This window comes from Gorillibacterium sp. sgz306347 (assembly GCF_059735245.1).
Genome location: NZ_JCAPET010000021.1, coordinates 32,395 through 50,278, shown reverse-complemented (window position 1 = coordinate 50,278; position 17,884 = coordinate 32,395). Strand labels below are relative to the sequence as shown.

Sequence of the window (17,884 nt, the reverse complement as noted above, 5' to 3'; positions counted from 1 at the left end):
CACCTGCAGGGTACTGATAAAGCCCGATTCCCCTTCCGTTCCTCGCCGTTCGTGTGCGACCATGTTCCCCGATACGATAGCTGGCGTCATTCCGGCCAAAAGAGCTTTTGCCTCCGCTTTGGATTGGTCTTTTTCCGTGTAAAATGATAAATACCGCAATATGATCAGGTTAACTCCCTCTCCTTTAGCCGCCTTATTTCCACTTTTCAAGCCTCGCCAGATCCTCCGCCGTAGCGTAGCCGAAAATCAGATAATCCCGTTTGTGCCGGACGAACGGAATGCCGTTGTTGCGCAGCACGGCCAGAAAGGCCTCTTCAATATCCTCCGTTTGCGGCGGCACCAGCCGTCCGGCGGGGCGCGCATACCGGGGCTTTACCCGGATCCACTCCACCTCGAAAAAGGGCGGCGGCCCATCGGCGGTATCGCCGAAGCTCCAATCCCCGTGATACCAGACATCGTCCTCAAACGTCGAAGGTTGCATTTCGGCAGACAATATGCTTTTCATCTGGTACGGAGGTAGAAAAGGCAGCTCGCGGAGAACCACCTGCCGAAGCTTTTCCCATTTGGTGTCGTTCATGACGGAGGTCAACCCGCGGACCTCGATCTCCGAAAGCACCCGCTTCCGATGGCTTTGCTTTGTCACGACTCCCTCTTTCCCCCTCTCTGGCCGGTTTGCCGATAAAAGCATTCGCTTTGCTTCGCTTCTCCCAGTTTAGCAAAAGACGCTTGGGCTGTCCCTGATCCTTGGCCAGTACCCCATCCATGAAGATTGATCGCTTCGAGTGGCTCCAGTTTGCTTCGCTCATCATTCCTTCTGCATGTGTTTCTTGCTGAGAAGGCGAGCGATGGGGAAAAGGGAGCTTGGAGCCGGTCCAACGTACGATAACCAGGGAAGGGCGAGGCAAATAGGTGCAAAAGGTTACTTATTTCCAATGCCTATCGGTGTCTATCGCGAAATAAGAACATATGCGCACTTATTTCTTCATAAAATGGCGATATCCAGAGAGAATGAAAGAAATAATTGCCTTTATGCACCTATTTGTTCGAATATAGCGGATGATAGGAGAATTAGTTGCTTTTTTGCACCTCCTGCCCAGCTTTACAAGCGGAAAGCCCCCTGGACATTGGAAATACGAGTCATGCCCTTTTACCGATAAACAGCCGCCACCTCGTCCCTTCTTTTCATAAGTCCACTATCACACGGGCACTGGTTGAACCAAACAAAAAAACCTCCCGGCAAGGAGGTTTTTCTTATATCCGGCCGGCCGAAGTCCGCCGGCTCTAGCCCCGCTTACGCCGGGTTGGAGACAAGCGCCCGCAGCTTCAGCTCCAGCTCCACGCCCTCGCCACTTTCCGTCTCGCCCGTTACTACCCAATTGGCCGCCAGGCGGTTTTTGATCCGCTCCGCCAGCTCCGGGCTTACCTTGAGGCCGCTTATCACGCCTTCCCCAACCGTGAAATCCTCGCCGGAGACGAGTCCGGTCGCTTTCTCCAGCCAGATTTTCAATCCGTTCCGGGTATTGAAGGTCATCCGGTAGCCGCTCAGGCCGCGCACCAAATCTTCCCCATGCTCTTCCGCATACGAGAAAAAGTCCGCGTACTCATAATGCTCTTCCTCCGCTTTCGCAAACGGGGCAAGGTCCTTGTCCCGAACGGCCCGCGCCAGTTCTTCTTCGGAGACGCCCCGCCTCCGGGCATGCTCCAGCAGGATGGCCGTATGCTGCGACAGCTTCGGCAGCGCCGCCGGTTCCATCGTTGAATTCGTCAAGGTTTCCGCTCTCCTTTTTGTCTGAAGATTCTCCTTCCATTATAGCAGGAGAAGGCGCTCTTGTCGGGTTAGCCCGCCTTCACCACCTGCGTGCCCGCCAGAAGGTCGTACAGGGCCTGCTTGCGTTTTGTTAGGAAGGGGGTTGCGATATAGGCGATCATCCGCGCATAAATCAGCCCGCCGATGACCCAGTACAGCGGCGGCGATTCCGCTTCGCCAAGCGAAACCAGCCGGTAAACAAGGAAATGGGACAGCTCCCACGGAATGAACTTCAGGACGGTCCGGCCCGCAAGCCGCCAAACGGACAGAGGCGCTCCATCCGTTCCGACCACGCGAAGCCGCGTCTTCCGCTTTCCGAACGATTGGCCGCCAAGCGCGGAATCGCTTAGAATAAAATAAACCGAAACGGGGAGCGTCACCATGACAAACCCCGCCGCCTGCGCAACCAGCAGGGAGCCTTGAAAAAGCTGCTGCAAAGACGGAAACAAAAACAGGTTCACGACCGCCACGAGAGCCAGATAAGCCAGGATGATCAGGTAGTCCCATAGGAACGCCTGCATCCGCAACCAAAACGAAGCATTCCTCACCGGGTTCCCCTCCTGTTTAGCGGCGTCCGCCGCTCACCCGTTTCTTCAGCGCATGCAGGTCATCTTCCAGCGACACCATTTTTTGCTGAACCGCCGCGATCGCCTCGCGGATCGCTTCATTATAAACAAACGGACCGAGCTCCTTCATCATAAAATCCACCAGCAGCTCCGCCGCCAAATCGGTCAGCTCCTCCGAGCGCTCGTCATAGAAATACGCCTGCACGCGGCGGATCAATTCCTGCTTGTCTTCCTTCGGCAGCTTAACCTTCAGCATTCGCATCCCCTCCGGCATCCGTTTTCTCATGCCCGAACCGTTCGCCGATCATCCGGGCCGCCTCATCCGCCCATTCAACGTAAGCCTTATAAATTTTCTCCCCGAACAATAACGTCAGGTAAATATAAAAATGGTCCTCGTCCTCGCCCAGCACCCGTTCCAGATTATCCTTCATCTCGTCCAGCGTGCCGAGGTTTTCTGCATGGCGGGCGCGAAACTCTTCGATCCGCCGCAGGTTGTCCTCCTGGGAAACAAGGCCGCCGAAAAACAGCTTCAGCAAAATCTCGTATTTGGTGTATTCCGCCTGCCCGGGAATCCGCAGCCAATCCCTTAGCGTGTCCCTTCCCGCGTCCGTGATCGCGTAAACGTATTTTTCCGGCCCTTTGGAGTCCTCCCCGGTGCGTTTGCTCACGAGGCCGTCCTGCTCCAGCCGGCTCAGCGTCGGGTAAATCTGGCCGTAACCCGCCGGCCAGAACCGGCTGATCATCAGGTCGATCTTCTTTTTGATGTCGTAGCCGCTCAGCTCCTCGTGATTCAGCAAACCCAAAAGAATAAAAACGGTCGTGTTCTGCTTCGGCATAATATGACCTCTCCTCGTTACAGTAAAGGTATCGCAAAACGGTTCCCTCACGCAAGCAAGAAGGAGAAGCCGGGCGCGGTCAGCCGGTCTTTTTCCCCGAGAAGCCGAGGTGAATGACACTCTTGGGGCAAACGTCCTCGCACGTTCCGCACAAAATGCACTCGGACTCGGTCATCTCGGCCTTTTCCGCCATCTTCCGCACGTCCAGGCTCATGGGACAAACCCGGTTGCATTTGGCGCAGCCGATGCAGGCGTCCGGTTCGGCTTGCAGGCGAAGCGCCGGGTAATTCAGCTTCTCGCGGACCTTGCTTCCGATCACCATAAACGGAGCCATCCAGCAAAGCGAATGGCAAAAGGAACGCCGGCCAAAAAACAGCGAAACCAGCACGATGAGCAGCACAACGCCAAAGTAGACGATGTAGCCGGAAGGAGCGGAAACCGAAATGCCGTAGTCCGTGTAATAGACCGCGTTTACCTGCTTCAGCCCGCCCGCGCCGATGAAGCCGGCAAGGATGGCGCCCAGCCACGGCACCCAAATGCCGTATTTGATCCAGCGCTGCTTCCGGCCGGCGGATTTCCCGACAATCGCGGCGCAGGCCTCCTGCAAGCCGCCCGCCGGACACACCCAGGCGCAAAAAGCGCGCCCGAAAACCAGCGAAGCCAGAAAAAGCCCCGCAAACAGCAGGAGGCTGCCTGTGGCGACGCCCTCGAAGCTGCCCTGGACGATCAGGTAAGGGGAAAAGTAGTTCAGGGTAATCGGAAAAAGCAGCGTGGAAAAAAGCAAAATCGTTTTTCGTGCCGTTTGCCGTTTCATGCAGATCACAACCGTTCTGATTATTATATCAAAATGATATAGAACGATTATAGGAAAGGCCAAGCCATGCTGTCAATAAAAAGAAAAGCCGCCGCAGATTCTTTCCTTTAAATGGGGAGAATGAGGGGGTATTCCGTTTATCTCGGCAATCCCGTCGGGTCGCGATCTTCTTCACGTTCTGTTTGGCTAACGTCATCAGCGCCCCCGTCGTTCTTTTGCCGAAAATGATCACGTCGGCAGTTCCTTTGCAAGATTGCGCCTCTTCTGCCCTCATCCGCCTTTTCGAGTCGCATTCCGTCAGCCAGGAATCGTGCGTACATAAAAAAGCAGCCTCCGGTAAAAACACAGCGGAGGCGCTTGGTTTATTAACGTTAGGTTCGAATCTCCTACAGCTCCCGGTTAAAAAATTGCGCCATGCCCTGAATCGCTTCCTCGTCCCTTTGGTAGTACGTGTATCTTCCTATGCGCCTTGTCCGGATGAGGCCCGCCCGCTGCAAAATGGCCAGGTATTCGGAAGCGGTGGGCTGCGTCAGGTTCAGCTTCTCGGCGATTTCGCTGACGCAAACGCCGGTTTCCTTCCGGTCTGCGCCCTCCGGCGAGGCAAAATGAAGCTCGGGGTCCTTGAGCCATTGCAAAATCCGGATTCTCGCCCTGTTGGACAAAGCCTTGAACACCTCCAGGGGGTCAAGCCGCTTTGGCGCGTCAGACGGGTCCGAAAAACCCGCAGGACGAAACTGGATAACGGTCACGGTTGCTTCCTCCTTTGGTTTATTGCCTTTGCCGGAATTCCCGCCGGCGGGCGCTTGCGTTACAGCACGGCTCCCGCCGAAATTTGCTCGGCGATCCGCACCCCCGCGTTCTCCGGTTCCCGGGAGGGAGTGATCGGCGGGGCGCCGCCGTTTTGCAGCAGCTCCCAAACCCGGTAACGGGCGATGGCAAAGTCCGCCGTGGCCAGGACATCGCCGACGCGGCGCGGGCGGGGCAGCTTGACCTCCACCACCTCCCGGATGCGTCCGGGATTGGCCGTCATTACGACGACCCGGTCCGCCAGGCAGACCGCTTCGTCAATGCTGTGCGTAACAAAAACGATCGTTTTTCGGGTCTCCTCCCAGATGCGGAGCAGCTCATCCTGCAGCACCTCCCGGGTCTGCGCATCGACCGCGGCGAAGGGCTCATCCATCAGCAGCACCTCAGGGTCGTAGGCAAGCGCCCGGGCGATGGCGACCCGCTGCTTCATGCCGCCGGACAGCTCGTAGGGATACCGGTCCTCAAATCCCTCCAGGCCCACCATCCGGATGAAGCGGTCGCTGATCTCTTTTCGCCCGTTCTTCGCCACTCCTTTGATCTCCAGCCCGAATTCCACGTTCCGCCTGACACTGCGCCACGGAAACAGCGCATACCCCTGCATGACGATGCCCCGGTCCAGCGCCGGCTTCGTAATCCACCGCCCGTCGATCGAAAGCTCGCCCGAGGTAGGAGCCGACAGCCCGGCGATCAGATCCAGCAGCGTCGATTTGCCGCAGCCGCTCGGCCCCACAATGGTCAGAAACTCTCCTTTCCGGACCGTCAGGTTCACATCCCGCAGTGCGGCGAAATCCTTCGTTTGCCCGCTTGCGCCGCGTTTGACGCGGTAGCTCCGGTCCACATTCCGGATTACGATTTTGTCTTCCTCCGCCGCCATCGGCAAGCCGCCTCCTTTGTCTGGTTCCTCTTTTCGGATTAAAGGTTACTGTTCAAACTGCGCGGTCACCAGATCGCTGACTTCGACCTGATCCTTCTTGAGCGTCCCGCCCTCCACGAGATCGTCGATCCACGGCTGAAGAAGCTCCGTCGGCAGCTTGTCGTCCGTAAAAAAGTAGTGCGTCGCGTTGACAGGCTGCCCGATGTAATCCGCCGTCAGCTGGATTGATTCCTCCGTATTCACGTTGATCCATTCCTGCGCCTTTTTTATTGCGTTCACAAAGCGTTGAACCGCCTCCGGGTTGTTCTCGATGAAATCGTCGGTGAAGTAGTAGGTGGACACGCCCGCGGCCGGACCGAGGCCGGTGTCGCGGGAATCCGCCAGCAGCGTCAGACCGGATTCGTCCGCCAGCTTGTAGAAGGGCGGGTGAATGCCCGCGACATCCAGACTCCCCTGCTCAACCGCCTGAATCGCGGCGGTATCCGTATCGAAGGTCACGTATTCGATCTCCTTCGGATCAAACCCGCTGCTGATCAGAATCTGGTTCCAGATAAAGCTGTTGCAGCTCGGGACCGTGGCGTTGACGGTAATTTTTCCGCCTTTTTTCTTCTCGAACAGCTCCTCCAGACTGCCCGCTCCCTGCTTGGTTCCGGTATAGTAGCGCATATGCCGGAATTTCGGATCGACGCTTTCCGGCGGGTCCACTTCTCCGAAGGTAACGGCCTTGATCTTTGCCCCGCCCGCCACGTAAGTGGCCAGCGCGTTCGGCAAAGCGCCGCCGATGTCGTTCGTCCCGTTCAGGATGGACGGCAGCCGCTGGGCCGCCGCCAGCTCTCCGGTGTAGACGATGTTCAGCCCTTCCTCGGCAAAAAAGCCCTTCTTCTCGGCCACGACCCATGGCGTCGAAGAGCAGTTTTTCTTCGTGTCGGTTTTCAGTGTGATCACGTCTTTGCCCGCCACCGCCGCCGAATCCGCCGCTTTCAGATCCTTGAACCCGATAGCGCCCGCAATGCCGTCGTCCGTTCTGGCGTAATACGCTCCGATTCCGATGCCGACCGCCGCCACCGCCGCTGCCGATCCGAGCACGATAACCTTCGTTTTTTTCTGAAGTGCCATGGTTTCTTTCCTCCCCTAATGAACTTGCTTTTTTGCCGCCCGCGATCCGGGACGCCCTGTTATGAAATGGAGACCGCCTCTTTCCAGACAAGAAACCGCCGTTTGATCCGGCTGAACACCTGGTTGATGACAATGGCTAGCAGCGTGATGTACAGCACGACGCCGTACAAGAGCGGCAGGTCGTACCTCGCCGTGGCGTTGATGTAATACCACCCGAGGCCGCTGCCTGCCCCGATCACCTCGGAAGCGATGATCATGAAAAAAGAAATCTGCGCCGCAATCTCGATTCCCGTAAAAAGATGCGGTAGCGTATAAGGCAGGATCACCTTGGCAAAAAGCTCCTTGCGGGTCGCCCCCATGGACCGGGCCGCACGCAGAAGCTGCGGGTCGACGCTTCGCGCTCCGGCGATGGTGTTGAACAGCAGCGGCCATTGCGCCGCCCAGAAAATGACGGCCACCTTCTCCGCCGTGCCGATGCCGAAAAAGATCATGAAGATGGGAATAATGGCAAACGGATTGAGCTTTTCGCACATCCGCAGAAACGGTAGCAGTACCTTTTCAAACGGCCGGAAAAAGGTACCGAGCAAATAGCCGAGCGGAACGGCAACCGCGAGCGACAAAGCGAAGCCCATCGCCACCCGGATCAGGCTCACGCCGGTTTGCTCCAGCAGCACGTCCGCCGTTGCCGCCCGGTACAGGGAAGCCAGCACCTCGGTTGGCGGCGAAAGCACGCCCTCGGCAACGGCGCCGGCGCCATACTCCCACAGAAGAAAAAACAACAGCAGCGGAATTCCGCCGATCCCCGTCTTCTTGACGGTTTCCCAAAGCCGGCTCATGGTCCAGCGTTCCCCTTTCGTATCAATTGACGCAAACGGCACCTATACTAGGCCGCGCTTGCGCCCGCCTCCGCCTCTCTTTCCGGCTCCTCCTTCCAGTCGACCAGAGCCTCCTCCAGCCACTCCAGCGCATAGTTCAGCGCCAGACCGACGCCCGCGACCAGGATTGCGCCAAGGTAAATCCGCGGGATGAAGCCCATGCTCTGCGCGTTGTGAATGAGCCAGCCCATGCCGGAATCCGCGCCCATCGTCTCGGCGCCGATCAGCATGAAGAAGCTCATGGTCAGCCCGGTGCGGATGCCGGTCATGATTGCGGGAAACGCACCCGGCAGCACCACCTTGAAAAAAACCTCCACGCGGCTTGCGTTCATCGCCCGGGCGCAGCGGATCAGGAGCGGATCGACGTTCTGGATGCCGGTGATGGAGGTAAACAACACGGGCCAGAAGGTCGACCAGAAAATGACCGTGTAAATCCCACCTTCTCCCACCCCTACGAGAATGACAAAGATCGGAAACAGGATAAACGGCGGAATTTGCGACAGGAAGACGAGCAGCGGCCGGATGAAGCGGGAGACTGCCGGAAACGCCCCCGCCAGGATAAACCCGACCGGCAGCGCAAGCGCCGCCGCAAAGAAAAACCCGACGAAGACCCGCTTCAGGCTGATGGAGATGTAGAGCAGAATTTTGATCAGCCCGAGGTCGAGGCCGACCTCCACGACCCGGGAAAACGGCGGCACGAATACGGGATTGGCCAGGCCGAGCCGGGGCGCAAGCTCCCATATCAAGAGCAGCGCAAAAATCAGATAGAAGCTCACCAGCTTGCTATGGACGGCGAGAAGCGTTTTGCGGAACGCGCTCATACCGGCTGCTCTTCCTTGAGCGCCGAATGATCGATGTAGCGGAACGGGTCCTCGTCATACCAGCTTTCGCGGTACGGCAGCTTGGCGTGGTTGCCCAGATTGCGGTTGAACGCGGAATTGCGCATGATCCGCGCTACGCGCGACGCCACCTCGAATACGCCCTGGTAGCCCAAATAATCGTTGCTCTGCCCGAACAGGGGGAAGATGCTGAACCCCTGCTTGGAGGCGGAGCCGTTTCCGCCCAGATGCCCGACATACAGGTCCGGCTGCAGCCGGCGCAGCAGGTTGGCCTGCTCGAACAGTTGGCCCGCTCCGATGTTGAACACCGTATCGCCCGTGCCGGGGACGTCCTGCAGGAATTCGTCCAGGAGCAGTTCCCCGTATTTGTCGAAGTGATAGCCCCGCAGGCCGATCACTTCCATGCCGAGGTTGTACAGCAGCTCCGCCGTCGTCAGAATGCGGATCTCCCCGCCGGTAAGAAACACACGCTTGCCGGCCAGCTGTTCCCGGTAAGGGGCCAGCGCTTTGTCCAGCTCCCTCGTTTCCGCCTCGATGAAGCGCTCCGCCCTCTCTTCGATGCCGAAGAAGGCGGCGATGTCGCGGATCCATTTGTTCGTATTGGTGATCCCGATCGGAATCGTACGCAGCACGTACGGCACGCCGTACCGGGCTTTCAGATGCTCCACGAAATAATCGTCGTGCGTGGCGCAAATGCTCACATTAAGCGTAGCCTCGAACGAATAGGTGAAGTCGTCCGGGTGCGCGAAGCAAGGGAGCACCCGCACCTCCAGGTCGAGGGCGTTCAGAATGCGGATCAGCTCGACCTCGTCGATCCGGCTCATCGAGCCGACGTTCAGCAGGTTGACCGTCCGCCCGATCCGGGCCTGCCGCTTTGCTTCGCGAACCGGATCTTCCTCCAAAATCCGCTTTGTTTTTGCTTTGTCCTCTCCGACCAGGTTGCGCAAAATGCCGTGATACACGGCGTCATACGCCGTCGCCTGGATTTTCGTGCGGAAGCCCTCGCAGTGGATCGGAACGATGCGCGCGTTCACCTGTCGCTGCAGGTCCTCCAGCACGCTGTCGATGTCATCCCCGATAAGGGCCGGCACGCACGCGTTCATAACGATGATCGCCTCGGGCCGGAATTCCTCCTCCGCCTTCAGAACCGCTTGGCGCAGCTTCTTTTCGCCGCCCTGGATGACGTCCGCTTCGTCCAGGTTGGTGTTGATCCAGCGCAAGCCGCGCGAAGAGCTGCTGCGGAGCTGCTGGAACACCTTGTTGATCCCCGCCGTTTGCAGCATGTTGGCCCCGCAGCCGACCGGGCTGTGCACGACGACCACCGAATCCCGGATGGAGGCGACCATGCCGAGGCTCAAGCTGAGCTGGCAGCCCTGCGTTTGGGAAAAGGTCCGTTTGGTGTTGAACAGACAGCCGCCCTTCTTGGATTCTCCGGACAGGTCGCAGCAGGAACCGCCATAGGCTCCGCACGCCGCGAGCCGGTCCTCCCGGATCGGGGCCGCCTTGTTATCGAGTAAATCCATTGTATCCATCCTCTCCTTTCGCCTTTAGCGGTGGCTGACCAGCAGACTGAACGCGTCCTCCGCCAGCGTGAGCGCCCCGCGATAGCCGGCATAAGCCCGATTCAGCACAACGCGGTTGGTGATCGGGTAGCTGACGGCGAGAAGCGGCGCTTTCAGCTGCTCCGCCGTGTCGCGGTCCATGACGCTGCCGACGATGACGCCGGGGTTAAACCCCTCGTAATAGCGCTGCCCGCCGCTCGGCGCCCAATGCCGGTTGATGTGCTTGACGACGTTCGACGCGTCGGTGTCAAACACGACCTCCGGCGTCACGCCGGAGCGGAAGCCGGCGAAGGTCGCCCGCACCCGGTCCTCCTGCTCGGGATGGAGCGGGTCGGTCACAATCGCCAGTTCCGGCAGCCAGCCGAGGTCGTCGGCCAGAAAGCGCGCCAGCGCCTGCGCATAGTTGGCGTCGCCCACCACCGTGGCGTACCGCTGAAAGTCCAGGTCGTTGTAGGAGTCGGACAGCTTTTGCAGGAAGTCGTAGTAATAAAGGCGTTCCTGCCGGATGACCGTTTCCGCCGCCTCCGGCGGAAGGCCCGCCGCCTCGGCGACGTCGCGCAGGAAGGCGCTCGTCGCGTGATCCCCGATCGGCAGGGGAATCGTTACGGCCGGAACCCCGTGAACCTCCTCAAAGGTTTGCGCCGCCTCTTGGCCGTACACCTCGGATACGACGATGTTCACCGAAGCCGCCGCCGCGTTCCGCAGGTTGTCGATCGTCTCGCCGGTGCCGAAAAAGGTGTTCACCGTCACGCCTAGCTTCTCGACCAGCGCCTTCAGGGCATCCAGATTGCCCTTCCAGAACACATCCTGGAGCGGCACGATGCCGAACAAATTGACCGTCCGCGCGTCCTTGACCGGAGCCGGTTCGACAAAATCGCGGAACAGCGCCTGAAGGACAAAGTCATACCCCCGGTAGGAGTTGCCTTTGAAGCTGGTCGTCTCGGCGCCGATCACGGGATGATCGCCGCCCTTGAACCGGCTGACCACCTGGCGGACATCGTCCCCGATCATCTCGACCATGCAGCCGGTGACCACGAAATACAGGTCGCCGTCCATGATCTGGATCGTGTTCTCGATCTGCTCGGCCAGCCGTTCTTCTCCGCCGAACACGATGTCCCGCTCCGCCACATTCGAGCTGGGCAGCGTTTGGCCGCCGCAATAGCTGCCGCCATGATAGCCGGAGGCGCCGCTCAGCGCGCCGGCCAGGTTGCCGCCGCAGCCGGGCGAGCTGTGCAAAATCGGGATCGCCCGCGGCAGGGCCTGCACCGTGCCGATGGCGCCTCCCAGCGCACAGGTGAACCGGGGCCGTTCAATCACTTTGCTCATGCGTGTGCTCCTTCCTTATTCGCGGATGCCCGCTTAAACCAGCGCGTTCTCCTGAAACAGCACCGTGGACAAATACCGCTCGCCGGTATCCGGCAGCAGCACCACGATGTTCTTGCCCGCGTTCTCCGGCCGCCGGGCGAGCTGGACGGCGGCAAAGACCGCCGCGCCCGAGGAAATGCCGACCACCAGCCCCTCGTGCCGGGCCAGCTCCCTCGACGCTTCAAACGCCTCCTCATTTTTTACCTTGTAGATTTCGTCGATCACGTCCCGGTTCAGGATGCCGGGCACGAACCCCGGCCCGATGCCCTGGATTTTGTGCGGGCCGGGGGTGCCGCCGGACAGCACCGGCGAATCAAACGGCTCCACGGCGACAATTCGCACCTCCGGGTTGCGCGCCTTCAGCACTTCGCCGACGCCCGTCACCGTTCCGCCCGTGCCGACGCCGCTGACGAAGAGGTCCACCCTGCCGTCCGCATCCCGCCAGATTTCCTCCGCCGTTGTTTTGCGGTGAATGGCCGGATTGGCCGGGTTGTTGAACTGCTGCGGGATGAAGGCGCCTTTGATTTCCGCCGCCAGCTCCTCCGCCCGCCGGACGGCGCCTTTCATCCCCTCCGCGCCATTGGTGAGCACCAGCTCCGCTCCGAGCGCCTCCAGCAGGCTGCGGCGTTCCACGCTCATCGTGTCCGGCATGGTCAGGATCAGCTTATAGCCCCGAGCCGCCGCCACAAGCGCGAGGGCGATGCCCGTGTTGCCGCTGGTCGGCTCGATGATGACCGAATCCGGCTTCAGCAGCCCTTGCTCCTCCGCCTCCCGGATCATCGCATAGCCGATCCGGTCCTTGACGCTGCCGCCGGGATTGAAATATTCCAGCTTGGCGATCACGGACGCCTTCAGCCCTTTGGCCTCCCGCAGCCCGTTCAGCTCCAGCAGCGGCGTATTGCCGATCAAGTCCGTCAAACGTTTGGCGATTCTCCCCACTTCGGTTCACCCTTTCCTTTCATTTGGCTGTGCGGCATGCCTGTTTGTGCCTCTTACAGATTGCCGACCGCTTGCGTCGGCACGATCCCGCTTTCCAGCTCCACAAGCAGCTTCCCCCACCGGGAGGCCCATTCCCGCAGCTCTCCGACCTCCATCGGAGCGGGAACCTTGGAAACCTCATGCTCGCTGATCTTGCGCGCCAGCTCCTTGTAGATCCGGGCCTGCTCGGAATCCGGCGCCGCTTCGATCGTCGTTTTGCCCTGCAGCTCGCTTTGCGTAACCGTCACGGAACGCGGCACGTATTCCACCACCTGCGTGTCGGTCTTTTGCACGAAATCGTCGATGATGGACTTCGCGTAAGGCGCGCTGATCGAGTTGGCGATGACGCCGCCGAGCAGCGCCCCTCCCGCTTTGGAATACTTGTGAATGCCTTTGAAAAGGTTGTTTGCCGCATAAACGGCCATGAAATCCGCCGACGATACCGTGAACACATGCTCCGCGATTCCTTCGCGGACCGGGATGGCAAAGCCGCCGCAGACGACGTCGCCCAGCACGTCATAAATGACGAAGTCCAGGTCCAGCTCCTCAAACACCTTTTGCTGCTTGAACAGCTCGACGGCGGTGATGATGCCCCGTCCGGCGCAGCCGACGCCCGGAGCCGGCCCGCCCGCCTCCACGCAGTAGATCCCGTTGAACCCCTCGAAAATCACGTCGTGCGCCTTGATCCGGGTCTGCTCGCGCAGGGAATCCAGCACCGTCGGAATGTATTCGCCGCCGCGCAGCGTGTTGGTCGAGTCGCTTTTGGGATCGCAGCCGAACTGCATCACCTTGTAGCCCGCAACCGACAAGGCGGCGCTGATGTTTGAGGTTGTCGTCGACTTGCCGATCCCCCCTTTTCCATAAATCGCGATTTGCTTCGGCTTCTTCGCCATGAGAATCACTCCTGTTTACTGGGATTTCGCGCCCCGGTCCGCCCGGATTTGGTTTAAATACCGCACCAGTCTCCGCAGCCCGTTCTCAATTGTGTCGCGCGTCTCGAACGCTTTGACGCCGTGGGCCGCCAAGGCCTTCTCCGCGCCCGGGCCGATGCGGGCCACCAGGGCGATGCTGCAATCGGACAACCCGGCGGCGGACCGGACCAGCGCGCCGTCCTCATGTGCCCCGCCTCCGCAAGGGCGGTCCGGCACGCCCCGTTCCTCCACGAATCCGTACGTGCCGTCGTCCTCGATGCGGTAGATCAGAAACCCTTCGCTTCTTCCAAAATGCTGGTTGATGTGCACCCCGTCCAGGCTGGCAACCGCAACCTTGAATGCCATGGCGCTCTCTCCTTCCGTTGACCGGCACGGCCCGGTCTTCTCCGCTCTTTGCCGGCCTGCCTCCGTTAGCTTTTCGATTCCGTTTTCGTAAGGTCGGGCGGCAGGGTTTACAAGCAGGGGTCTCATCCGTGCGAAAAAGTCTCCGTTAGCGGCTCGTCGTAGAGGCGGGACGCCAAGTCCACGCCCGAGCCGGGAATCCCGCAGGCATCCGCCCGGCACTGCCGGCAGTGCCGGAACACCGGCAAATAGACTTCCGCCGCTTCCCTTGCTTCCGCCAGCTGGAAGCAATCCGGCGGCTCCAGATGCGCCATCTCATGCTGCGGGATCAGCGGAATCAGGTTGATCAGCGATGCGCCCGCCTGCGCGGTTTGCCGCGCGATTTCGCCTGCATGGCCGCCGTTTACCGCGGGAATCAGCACGGTGTTGATCTTCACGGCAAGCCCCAGCCGATGCGCCTTCCGGATGCCGGCCAGCTGCGCCGCGATCAGCGTCTCCGCCGCATCGAGACCGCGCAGGACGTGCCCGTTCAGCACGATGGCCGAGCAAATCCGCTCCTGAATGGCCGGATCAACCGCGTTGACCGTGACCGTCACGGTGCGGACGCCGGCGCTTGCGATGCGTTCGGCATACCGTTCCAGCAGTAGCCCGTTGGTGCTCAAGCAATTGATCAGGTGCGGATACCGCCGGTGAATTTCCTCGAACGCCGCCAAAGCGTGCGGTGTCGCCAGCGTATCGCCCGGCCCTGCAATCCCGGCGACGGTGAGCTCCGGGCAAAGCTCCAGCGCCCGGCCGACGAGCCGGGCCGCTTCTTCCGGACGGAGGATGCCGCCGGCAACGCCCGGCCTCGTCTCCGTGCGGTTGAAGCTGCGCTTGCAAAACTTGCACCGGATGTTGCAGGACGGGCTGACCGGCAGATGGACGCGCCCGAAGCGGACATGCGCTTCTCCGCTGAAACAGGGATGCCGGCGGACCAGATGCCCGTATCGCTCTTCCGGCGCGCTGCTTTCGCTGGCTTTCATGCGGCACTTCCTTTCGCCATCGGTATTGTGAGAGAAATCACTTTTGATTGCGGATTTTAATCCATTAATTCCGATCGGATTTAGCAACATGTTAATCACACAAGCCAATGCCGTCAATACGGTTTGTTTCTATAAATTGGGCATATTAGTGAACGAATGGAACTTTCTGTTATTTTGAACAGATGCCTGGGCTTCAGCCATTCGTTGCCCGGTCTCGTTCTCCTTCGCCGTTTTCTCCCGTTCCGTGCGGCGCAAGTTTCGTCCCCTCCCGCCAAAACCGCCCGGCCGCGCCAAAAAAAGCAAAACGCATCCCGCCCAAACCATCTGCCGATGATAGGGGCGAAACGCGTTTCGCGATGTTTCCGCTTGATGCGGATTGTTTCATTTTGAAAAGAATGGCTGCCTGCAGGCTTGCCCGCCTGCCCGAAATTTTTAATCGGTCTCTGTGACAAAGTTTCTTATTGGTGCTCCCGCCAGAGACATTCCGTCCATTCCAGCCTGCTGAATACCGCCTCAAACGTGGAATCCTCCGGGCTGCAGGCATATACGCCAAACCGAACGGCATCCGTGCTGTTAAAAAGGTGAAACATCCGCATCTGCTTGTAAACCGCGCCGTCCAGGGACACCTCGACGAGAAAATCGCTTTCCCTGCGGCTCAGCCGATAGTAAAGCTTTTTGATGTCCGCCGGGATGTCGGTGGTAGCCCAGTCGGAATACCCGTGGTTCGTAACCACGCTCCCCAAACGCTGATAGGCCTCGTTCTCATATTCGCTCGACGCCTTGAACCAATGTTCGCTGTTCTGGTAGAGGATTATGCCGCATTGGTCAAACCTGCGTTTGCTGTTGAATTCCGTTTTGACCGCAACTGTAAAATACTGCTCCGCCGTTTCCATCACCAAAGCCGGCGCCGTGTCGTTCTGAAAGCCGTAATAGGTGCGCTGCCACAGATCGGTCTTCGGTTCCGTACGCATCGTAACCCTGTGGGCTTCGACGGCCGCTGTCTTCGGCTTTCGTATCCAGCTCCATTGCCGGAAGTCTGTCTTCATCTTGATTCCTCCCAGGACCAAATGAATCCACTTTTACCTTATCATAAACCGTCTACCCGGATAAACCACCACAGGCGTTTCGGTAGCGTCCGGTCGGCAGGCTTCGGAAGCGTTTTGTGCCAATGCTCCTTTTCGTGTACAATAGGCAGGAACATACGTTTCTATCGGAGGTATCTGCATTATGCCGGTTGTCCCCCATCAAGTGATCCAGCCCAAAATTTTGTATTACGGCACGCCCGTCATCTTGTTAACGACATTAAACGAAGACGGCACAACCAACATCAGTCCCTTGTCTTCCTCATGGGCGCTTGGAAACAGTTTGGTTCTCGGTGTCGGACTGGGCGGAAAGGCCATTGAAAATCTGTCCCTCCATCCGGAATGCGTCGTCAATGTTCCCGGTCCCGACCTTTGGGCGCAGGTCGAAGCGCTGGCTCCGCTCACCGGAAAAGACCCGGTCCCGGATTATAAACTGCAATTGTCCTTCCGCCATGAAAAAGATAAGTTCGCCGCCGCAGAGCTGACTCCGCTTCAATCCGAACAGGTCCGGCCGGACCGGGTAGCGGAGTGTCCGCTGCAAATCGAATGCGTCGTCCGGCACACCCGCGTCCCGGAGTATAATCCGGCCTTTGCTATCGTAGAGGCCGAAGCCGTGCGCGTCCATGCGCACCGAAGCATCGTGCTGAACGAGCACCATATTGATCCGGCGGCATGGAGTCCGCTCATTTATAACTTCCGGCATTACTTCGGGCTTGGCCGGGAATTAGGCAAAAGCTTTCGGGCGTAACCCGACGGCACCGGCACGAGAGCCGGATCGTTTAAATGTTCTCTTTTTTCCAGCGCAAAAAAAGGCTGTCGGGAAAGTAAGTGCTCGATAGCCCTTTTTTGTGCAAATTTTTTTCACGTTACCCGCTATAGAACAACCCTTTTTTCTTGACCACTTCCGGAGACTTCTTTTCGAATGTCAATTGGAGGGCGAAATCCAAGCCAATTTGGCCTGCCGCTGAATTCGGGGACGCGTGCCCCCTCAGGAACCGTTGTTTGCAAAAGAACGATAAGGCGGACGTCTATCGGCAAAAGGTGGCGGGCGCGGGGCGGCTAGCGCAGGACGGCGGGCGTGAGAATTCCCAACCATCAGTGGGCTCTGCGCTTGCAGGGGGGCAGGGGGCCAGGGGAAGCAGGAAGTGCAAAAAAACAACTATTTCAGCTGTTTTTTCTATTTTTCGTAAAATTGATGCATAAAAGCAATTATTCCTCTAGTTTTCTCCGAATTCCGCTTGTTTAGTCAGAAATAAGTGCGTCTGGGGAATAATTTCGCGATTGGAAAAAGAATTATCGGAAATAGGTGCCGCTGTGCATCTATTTGCCTTCTTTTCCTTGGCCATCGTTGGCTTGTGCCCGCCGCTTGCAGCTTTCGCCAAGAAAACAGAGACAGCAGGAAAGGGGCGAGTCAAACGGGGGGCGGATCACGGCAGCCGTACAAAACATAAATTCGATGTCGGCCCACCAGAATCCCCGAGAGAACCGGAATACTCCCCGCCCCCGTATTTCCACTTTACAACGATGAAAAGCCGGAAGAAACCTACGCTCACCAAAATGAGCCGGATTTCTGAAAATTTGACGCTGCCCCTTTCGGGATAGCCTCTTGCTTCCGTTATCGTCACGTAAACTTTGCGATGAGCCCGCTCAACGTTGTCTGCGCCAGCCGCTGCTCCATCGCCGCTTGCGCCTCATTCATTTCCGTCTGGAGCGCCTGTTCAATGTTCCGGCCCACAAGACAAAGGACGTTCGGGTTTTCGTGAAACCGGAACAGACGGTTTTCCTCCGCCACGTTCACCGCCCGGTAAACCTCAAGCAGTGTGATTTCTTCCGGAGCTTTCCGCAGGGAGGCGCCTCCCACTCCCGGGCGGACGTTTACCAGGCCCGCTTTTTTCAGCATCCCCATCATCCGGCGGATAATGACCGGATTGGTGTTGACGCTGCCGGCGATAAAATCCCCCGTGCACTCTTCCGGGCTGACTGCAATCAGAGAAAGAATGTGAACCGCGATTGAGAAACGGGAACTAATTTGCTTCATAAAATACCACCACCGTTGTAACGATTGTA

The 17,884-nt window shown here is 58.8% G+C and carries 21 protein-coding genes; 2 read left to right on the top strand and 19 right to left on the bottom strand.

Features of this window, described 5'->3' with window-relative positions; translation table 11 throughout:
• Positions 1–193: 193 nt before the first annotated feature.
• The 18 genes from AC6I6H_RS12775 to AC6I6H_RS12690 form a co-directional block, all read right to left on the bottom strand.
• Entirely contained in the window at positions 194–643 is a 450-nt protein-coding gene (locus AC6I6H_RS12775) for a DUF6678 family protein (RefSeq protein WP_497954220.1), read from the bottom strand.
• A 648-nt stretch (positions 644–1,291) separates the two neighbouring features.
• A complete protein-coding gene (locus tag AC6I6H_RS12770) occupies positions 1,292–1,768 on the bottom strand; it encodes a hypothetical protein (RefSeq protein ID WP_497954218.1) in 477 nt (158 codons plus the stop codon).
• A gap of 68 nt (positions 1,769–1,836) precedes the next feature.
• The gene (locus AC6I6H_RS12765; protein ID WP_497954216.1) at positions 1,837–2,355 is read right to left on the bottom strand and encodes an RDD family protein; all 519 of its coding nucleotides are present in this window, start codon (positions 2,353–2,355) and stop codon (positions 1,837–1,839) included.
• 16 nt (positions 2,356–2,371) lie between these two features.
• Positions 2,372–2,629, bottom strand: a complete 258-nt coding sequence (locus AC6I6H_RS12760) for a DUF2164 domain-containing protein (protein WP_497954215.1) — start codon at positions 2,627–2,629, stop codon at positions 2,372–2,374.
• Positions 2,616–3,209 (bottom strand): PadR family transcriptional regulator, encoded by a 594-nt coding sequence (locus AC6I6H_RS12755; protein ID WP_497954214.1) that lies wholly within the window; start codon positions 3,207–3,209, stop codon positions 2,616–2,618. Before AC6I6H_RS12755 ends, AC6I6H_RS12760 begins: the two co-directional genes overlap by 14 nt.
• Before the next feature lie 79 nt (positions 3,210–3,288).
• The gene (locus AC6I6H_RS12750) at positions 3,289–4,023 is read right to left on the bottom strand and encodes a 4Fe-4S binding protein (RefSeq protein ID WP_497954213.1); all 735 of its coding nucleotides are present in this window, start codon (positions 4,021–4,023) and stop codon (positions 3,289–3,291) included.
• A gap of 386 nt (positions 4,024–4,409) precedes the next feature.
• The gene (locus tag AC6I6H_RS12745) at positions 4,410–4,763 is read right to left on the bottom strand and encodes an ArsR/SmtB family transcription factor (RefSeq protein ID WP_497954265.1); all 354 of its coding nucleotides are present in this window, start codon (positions 4,761–4,763) and stop codon (positions 4,410–4,412) included.
• Positions 4,764–4,831: 68 nt separating this feature from the next.
• A complete protein-coding gene (locus tag AC6I6H_RS12740) occupies positions 4,832–5,704 on the bottom strand; it encodes an ABC transporter ATP-binding protein (protein WP_497954212.1) in 873 nt (290 codons plus the stop codon).
• Positions 5,705–5,749: 45 nt separating this feature from the next.
• Positions 5,750–6,820, bottom strand: a complete 1,071-nt coding sequence (locus AC6I6H_RS12735) for an ABC transporter substrate-binding protein (protein WP_497954211.1) — start codon at positions 6,818–6,820, stop codon at positions 5,750–5,752.
• A 59-nt stretch (positions 6,821–6,879) separates the two neighbouring features.
• Entirely contained in the window at positions 6,880–7,656 is a 777-nt protein-coding gene (locus AC6I6H_RS12730; RefSeq protein ID WP_497954210.1) for an ABC transporter permease, read from the bottom strand.
• A gap of 47 nt (positions 7,657–7,703) precedes the next feature.
• Positions 7,704–8,516, bottom strand: a complete 813-nt coding sequence (locus tag AC6I6H_RS12725) for an ABC transporter permease (RefSeq protein ID WP_497954208.1) — start codon at positions 8,514–8,516, stop codon at positions 7,704–7,706.
• Positions 8,513–10,057 (bottom strand): nitrogenase component 1, encoded by a 1,545-nt coding sequence (locus AC6I6H_RS12720; protein WP_497954207.1) that lies wholly within the window; start codon positions 10,055–10,057, stop codon positions 8,513–8,515. Before AC6I6H_RS12720 ends, AC6I6H_RS12725 begins: the two co-directional genes overlap by 4 nt.
• Before the next feature lie 24 nt (positions 10,058–10,081).
• Complete coding sequence (locus tag AC6I6H_RS12715) at positions 10,082–11,422, bottom strand: nitrogenase component 1 (RefSeq protein ID WP_497954206.1); 1,341 nt, start codon at positions 11,420–11,422, stop codon at positions 10,082–10,084.
• A 33-nt stretch (positions 11,423–11,455) separates the two neighbouring features.
• Positions 11,456–12,400 (bottom strand): cysteine synthase A, encoded by a 945-nt coding sequence (cysK, locus tag AC6I6H_RS12710; RefSeq protein WP_497954205.1) that lies wholly within the window; start codon positions 12,398–12,400, stop codon positions 11,456–11,458.
• Between the two features lie 53 nt (positions 12,401–12,453).
• Positions 12,454–13,332: a nitrogenase iron protein gene (nifH, locus tag AC6I6H_RS12705; RefSeq protein WP_497954204.1), complete on the bottom strand. Its 879-nt coding sequence runs from the start codon at positions 13,330–13,332 to the stop codon at positions 12,454–12,456.
• 15 nt (positions 13,333–13,347) lie between these two features.
• The gene (locus AC6I6H_RS12700; RefSeq protein WP_497954203.1) at positions 13,348–13,716 is read right to left on the bottom strand and encodes a NifB/NifX family molybdenum-iron cluster-binding protein; all 369 of its coding nucleotides are present in this window, start codon (positions 13,714–13,716) and stop codon (positions 13,348–13,350) included.
• 122 nt (positions 13,717–13,838) lie between these two features.
• Positions 13,839–14,735, bottom strand: coding sequence for a radical SAM protein (locus AC6I6H_RS12695; protein ID WP_497954202.1), 897 nt, complete (start codon positions 14,733–14,735; stop codon positions 13,839–13,841).
• A gap of 458 nt (positions 14,736–15,193) precedes the next feature.
• Complete coding sequence (locus tag AC6I6H_RS12690; protein ID WP_497954201.1) at positions 15,194–15,781, bottom strand: DUF1349 domain-containing protein; 588 nt, start codon at positions 15,779–15,781, stop codon at positions 15,194–15,196.
• Between the two features lie 181 nt (positions 15,782–15,962).
• Here AC6I6H_RS12690 and AC6I6H_RS12685 point away from each other — a divergent pair, with 181 nt between their 5' ends.
• Positions 15,963–16,565: a flavin reductase family protein gene (locus AC6I6H_RS12685; RefSeq protein ID WP_497954200.1), complete on the top strand. Its 603-nt coding sequence runs from the start codon at positions 15,963–15,965 to the stop codon at positions 16,563–16,565.
• Positions 16,566–17,098: 533 nt separating this feature from the next.
• Positions 17,099–17,419, top strand: coding sequence for a hypothetical protein (locus AC6I6H_RS12680; RefSeq protein ID WP_497954199.1), 321 nt, complete (start codon positions 17,099–17,101; stop codon positions 17,417–17,419).
• A 19-nt stretch (positions 17,420–17,438) separates the two neighbouring features.
• On the opposite strand, the gene AC6I6H_RS12675 is transcribed toward AC6I6H_RS12680, so the two are convergent.
• On the bottom strand, positions 17,439–17,855 hold the full coding sequence (locus tag AC6I6H_RS12675) for an Rrf2 family transcriptional regulator (protein ID WP_497954198.1): 417 nt from the start codon (positions 17,853–17,855) through the stop codon (positions 17,439–17,441).
• Positions 17,856–17,884: the final 29 nt, after the last annotated feature.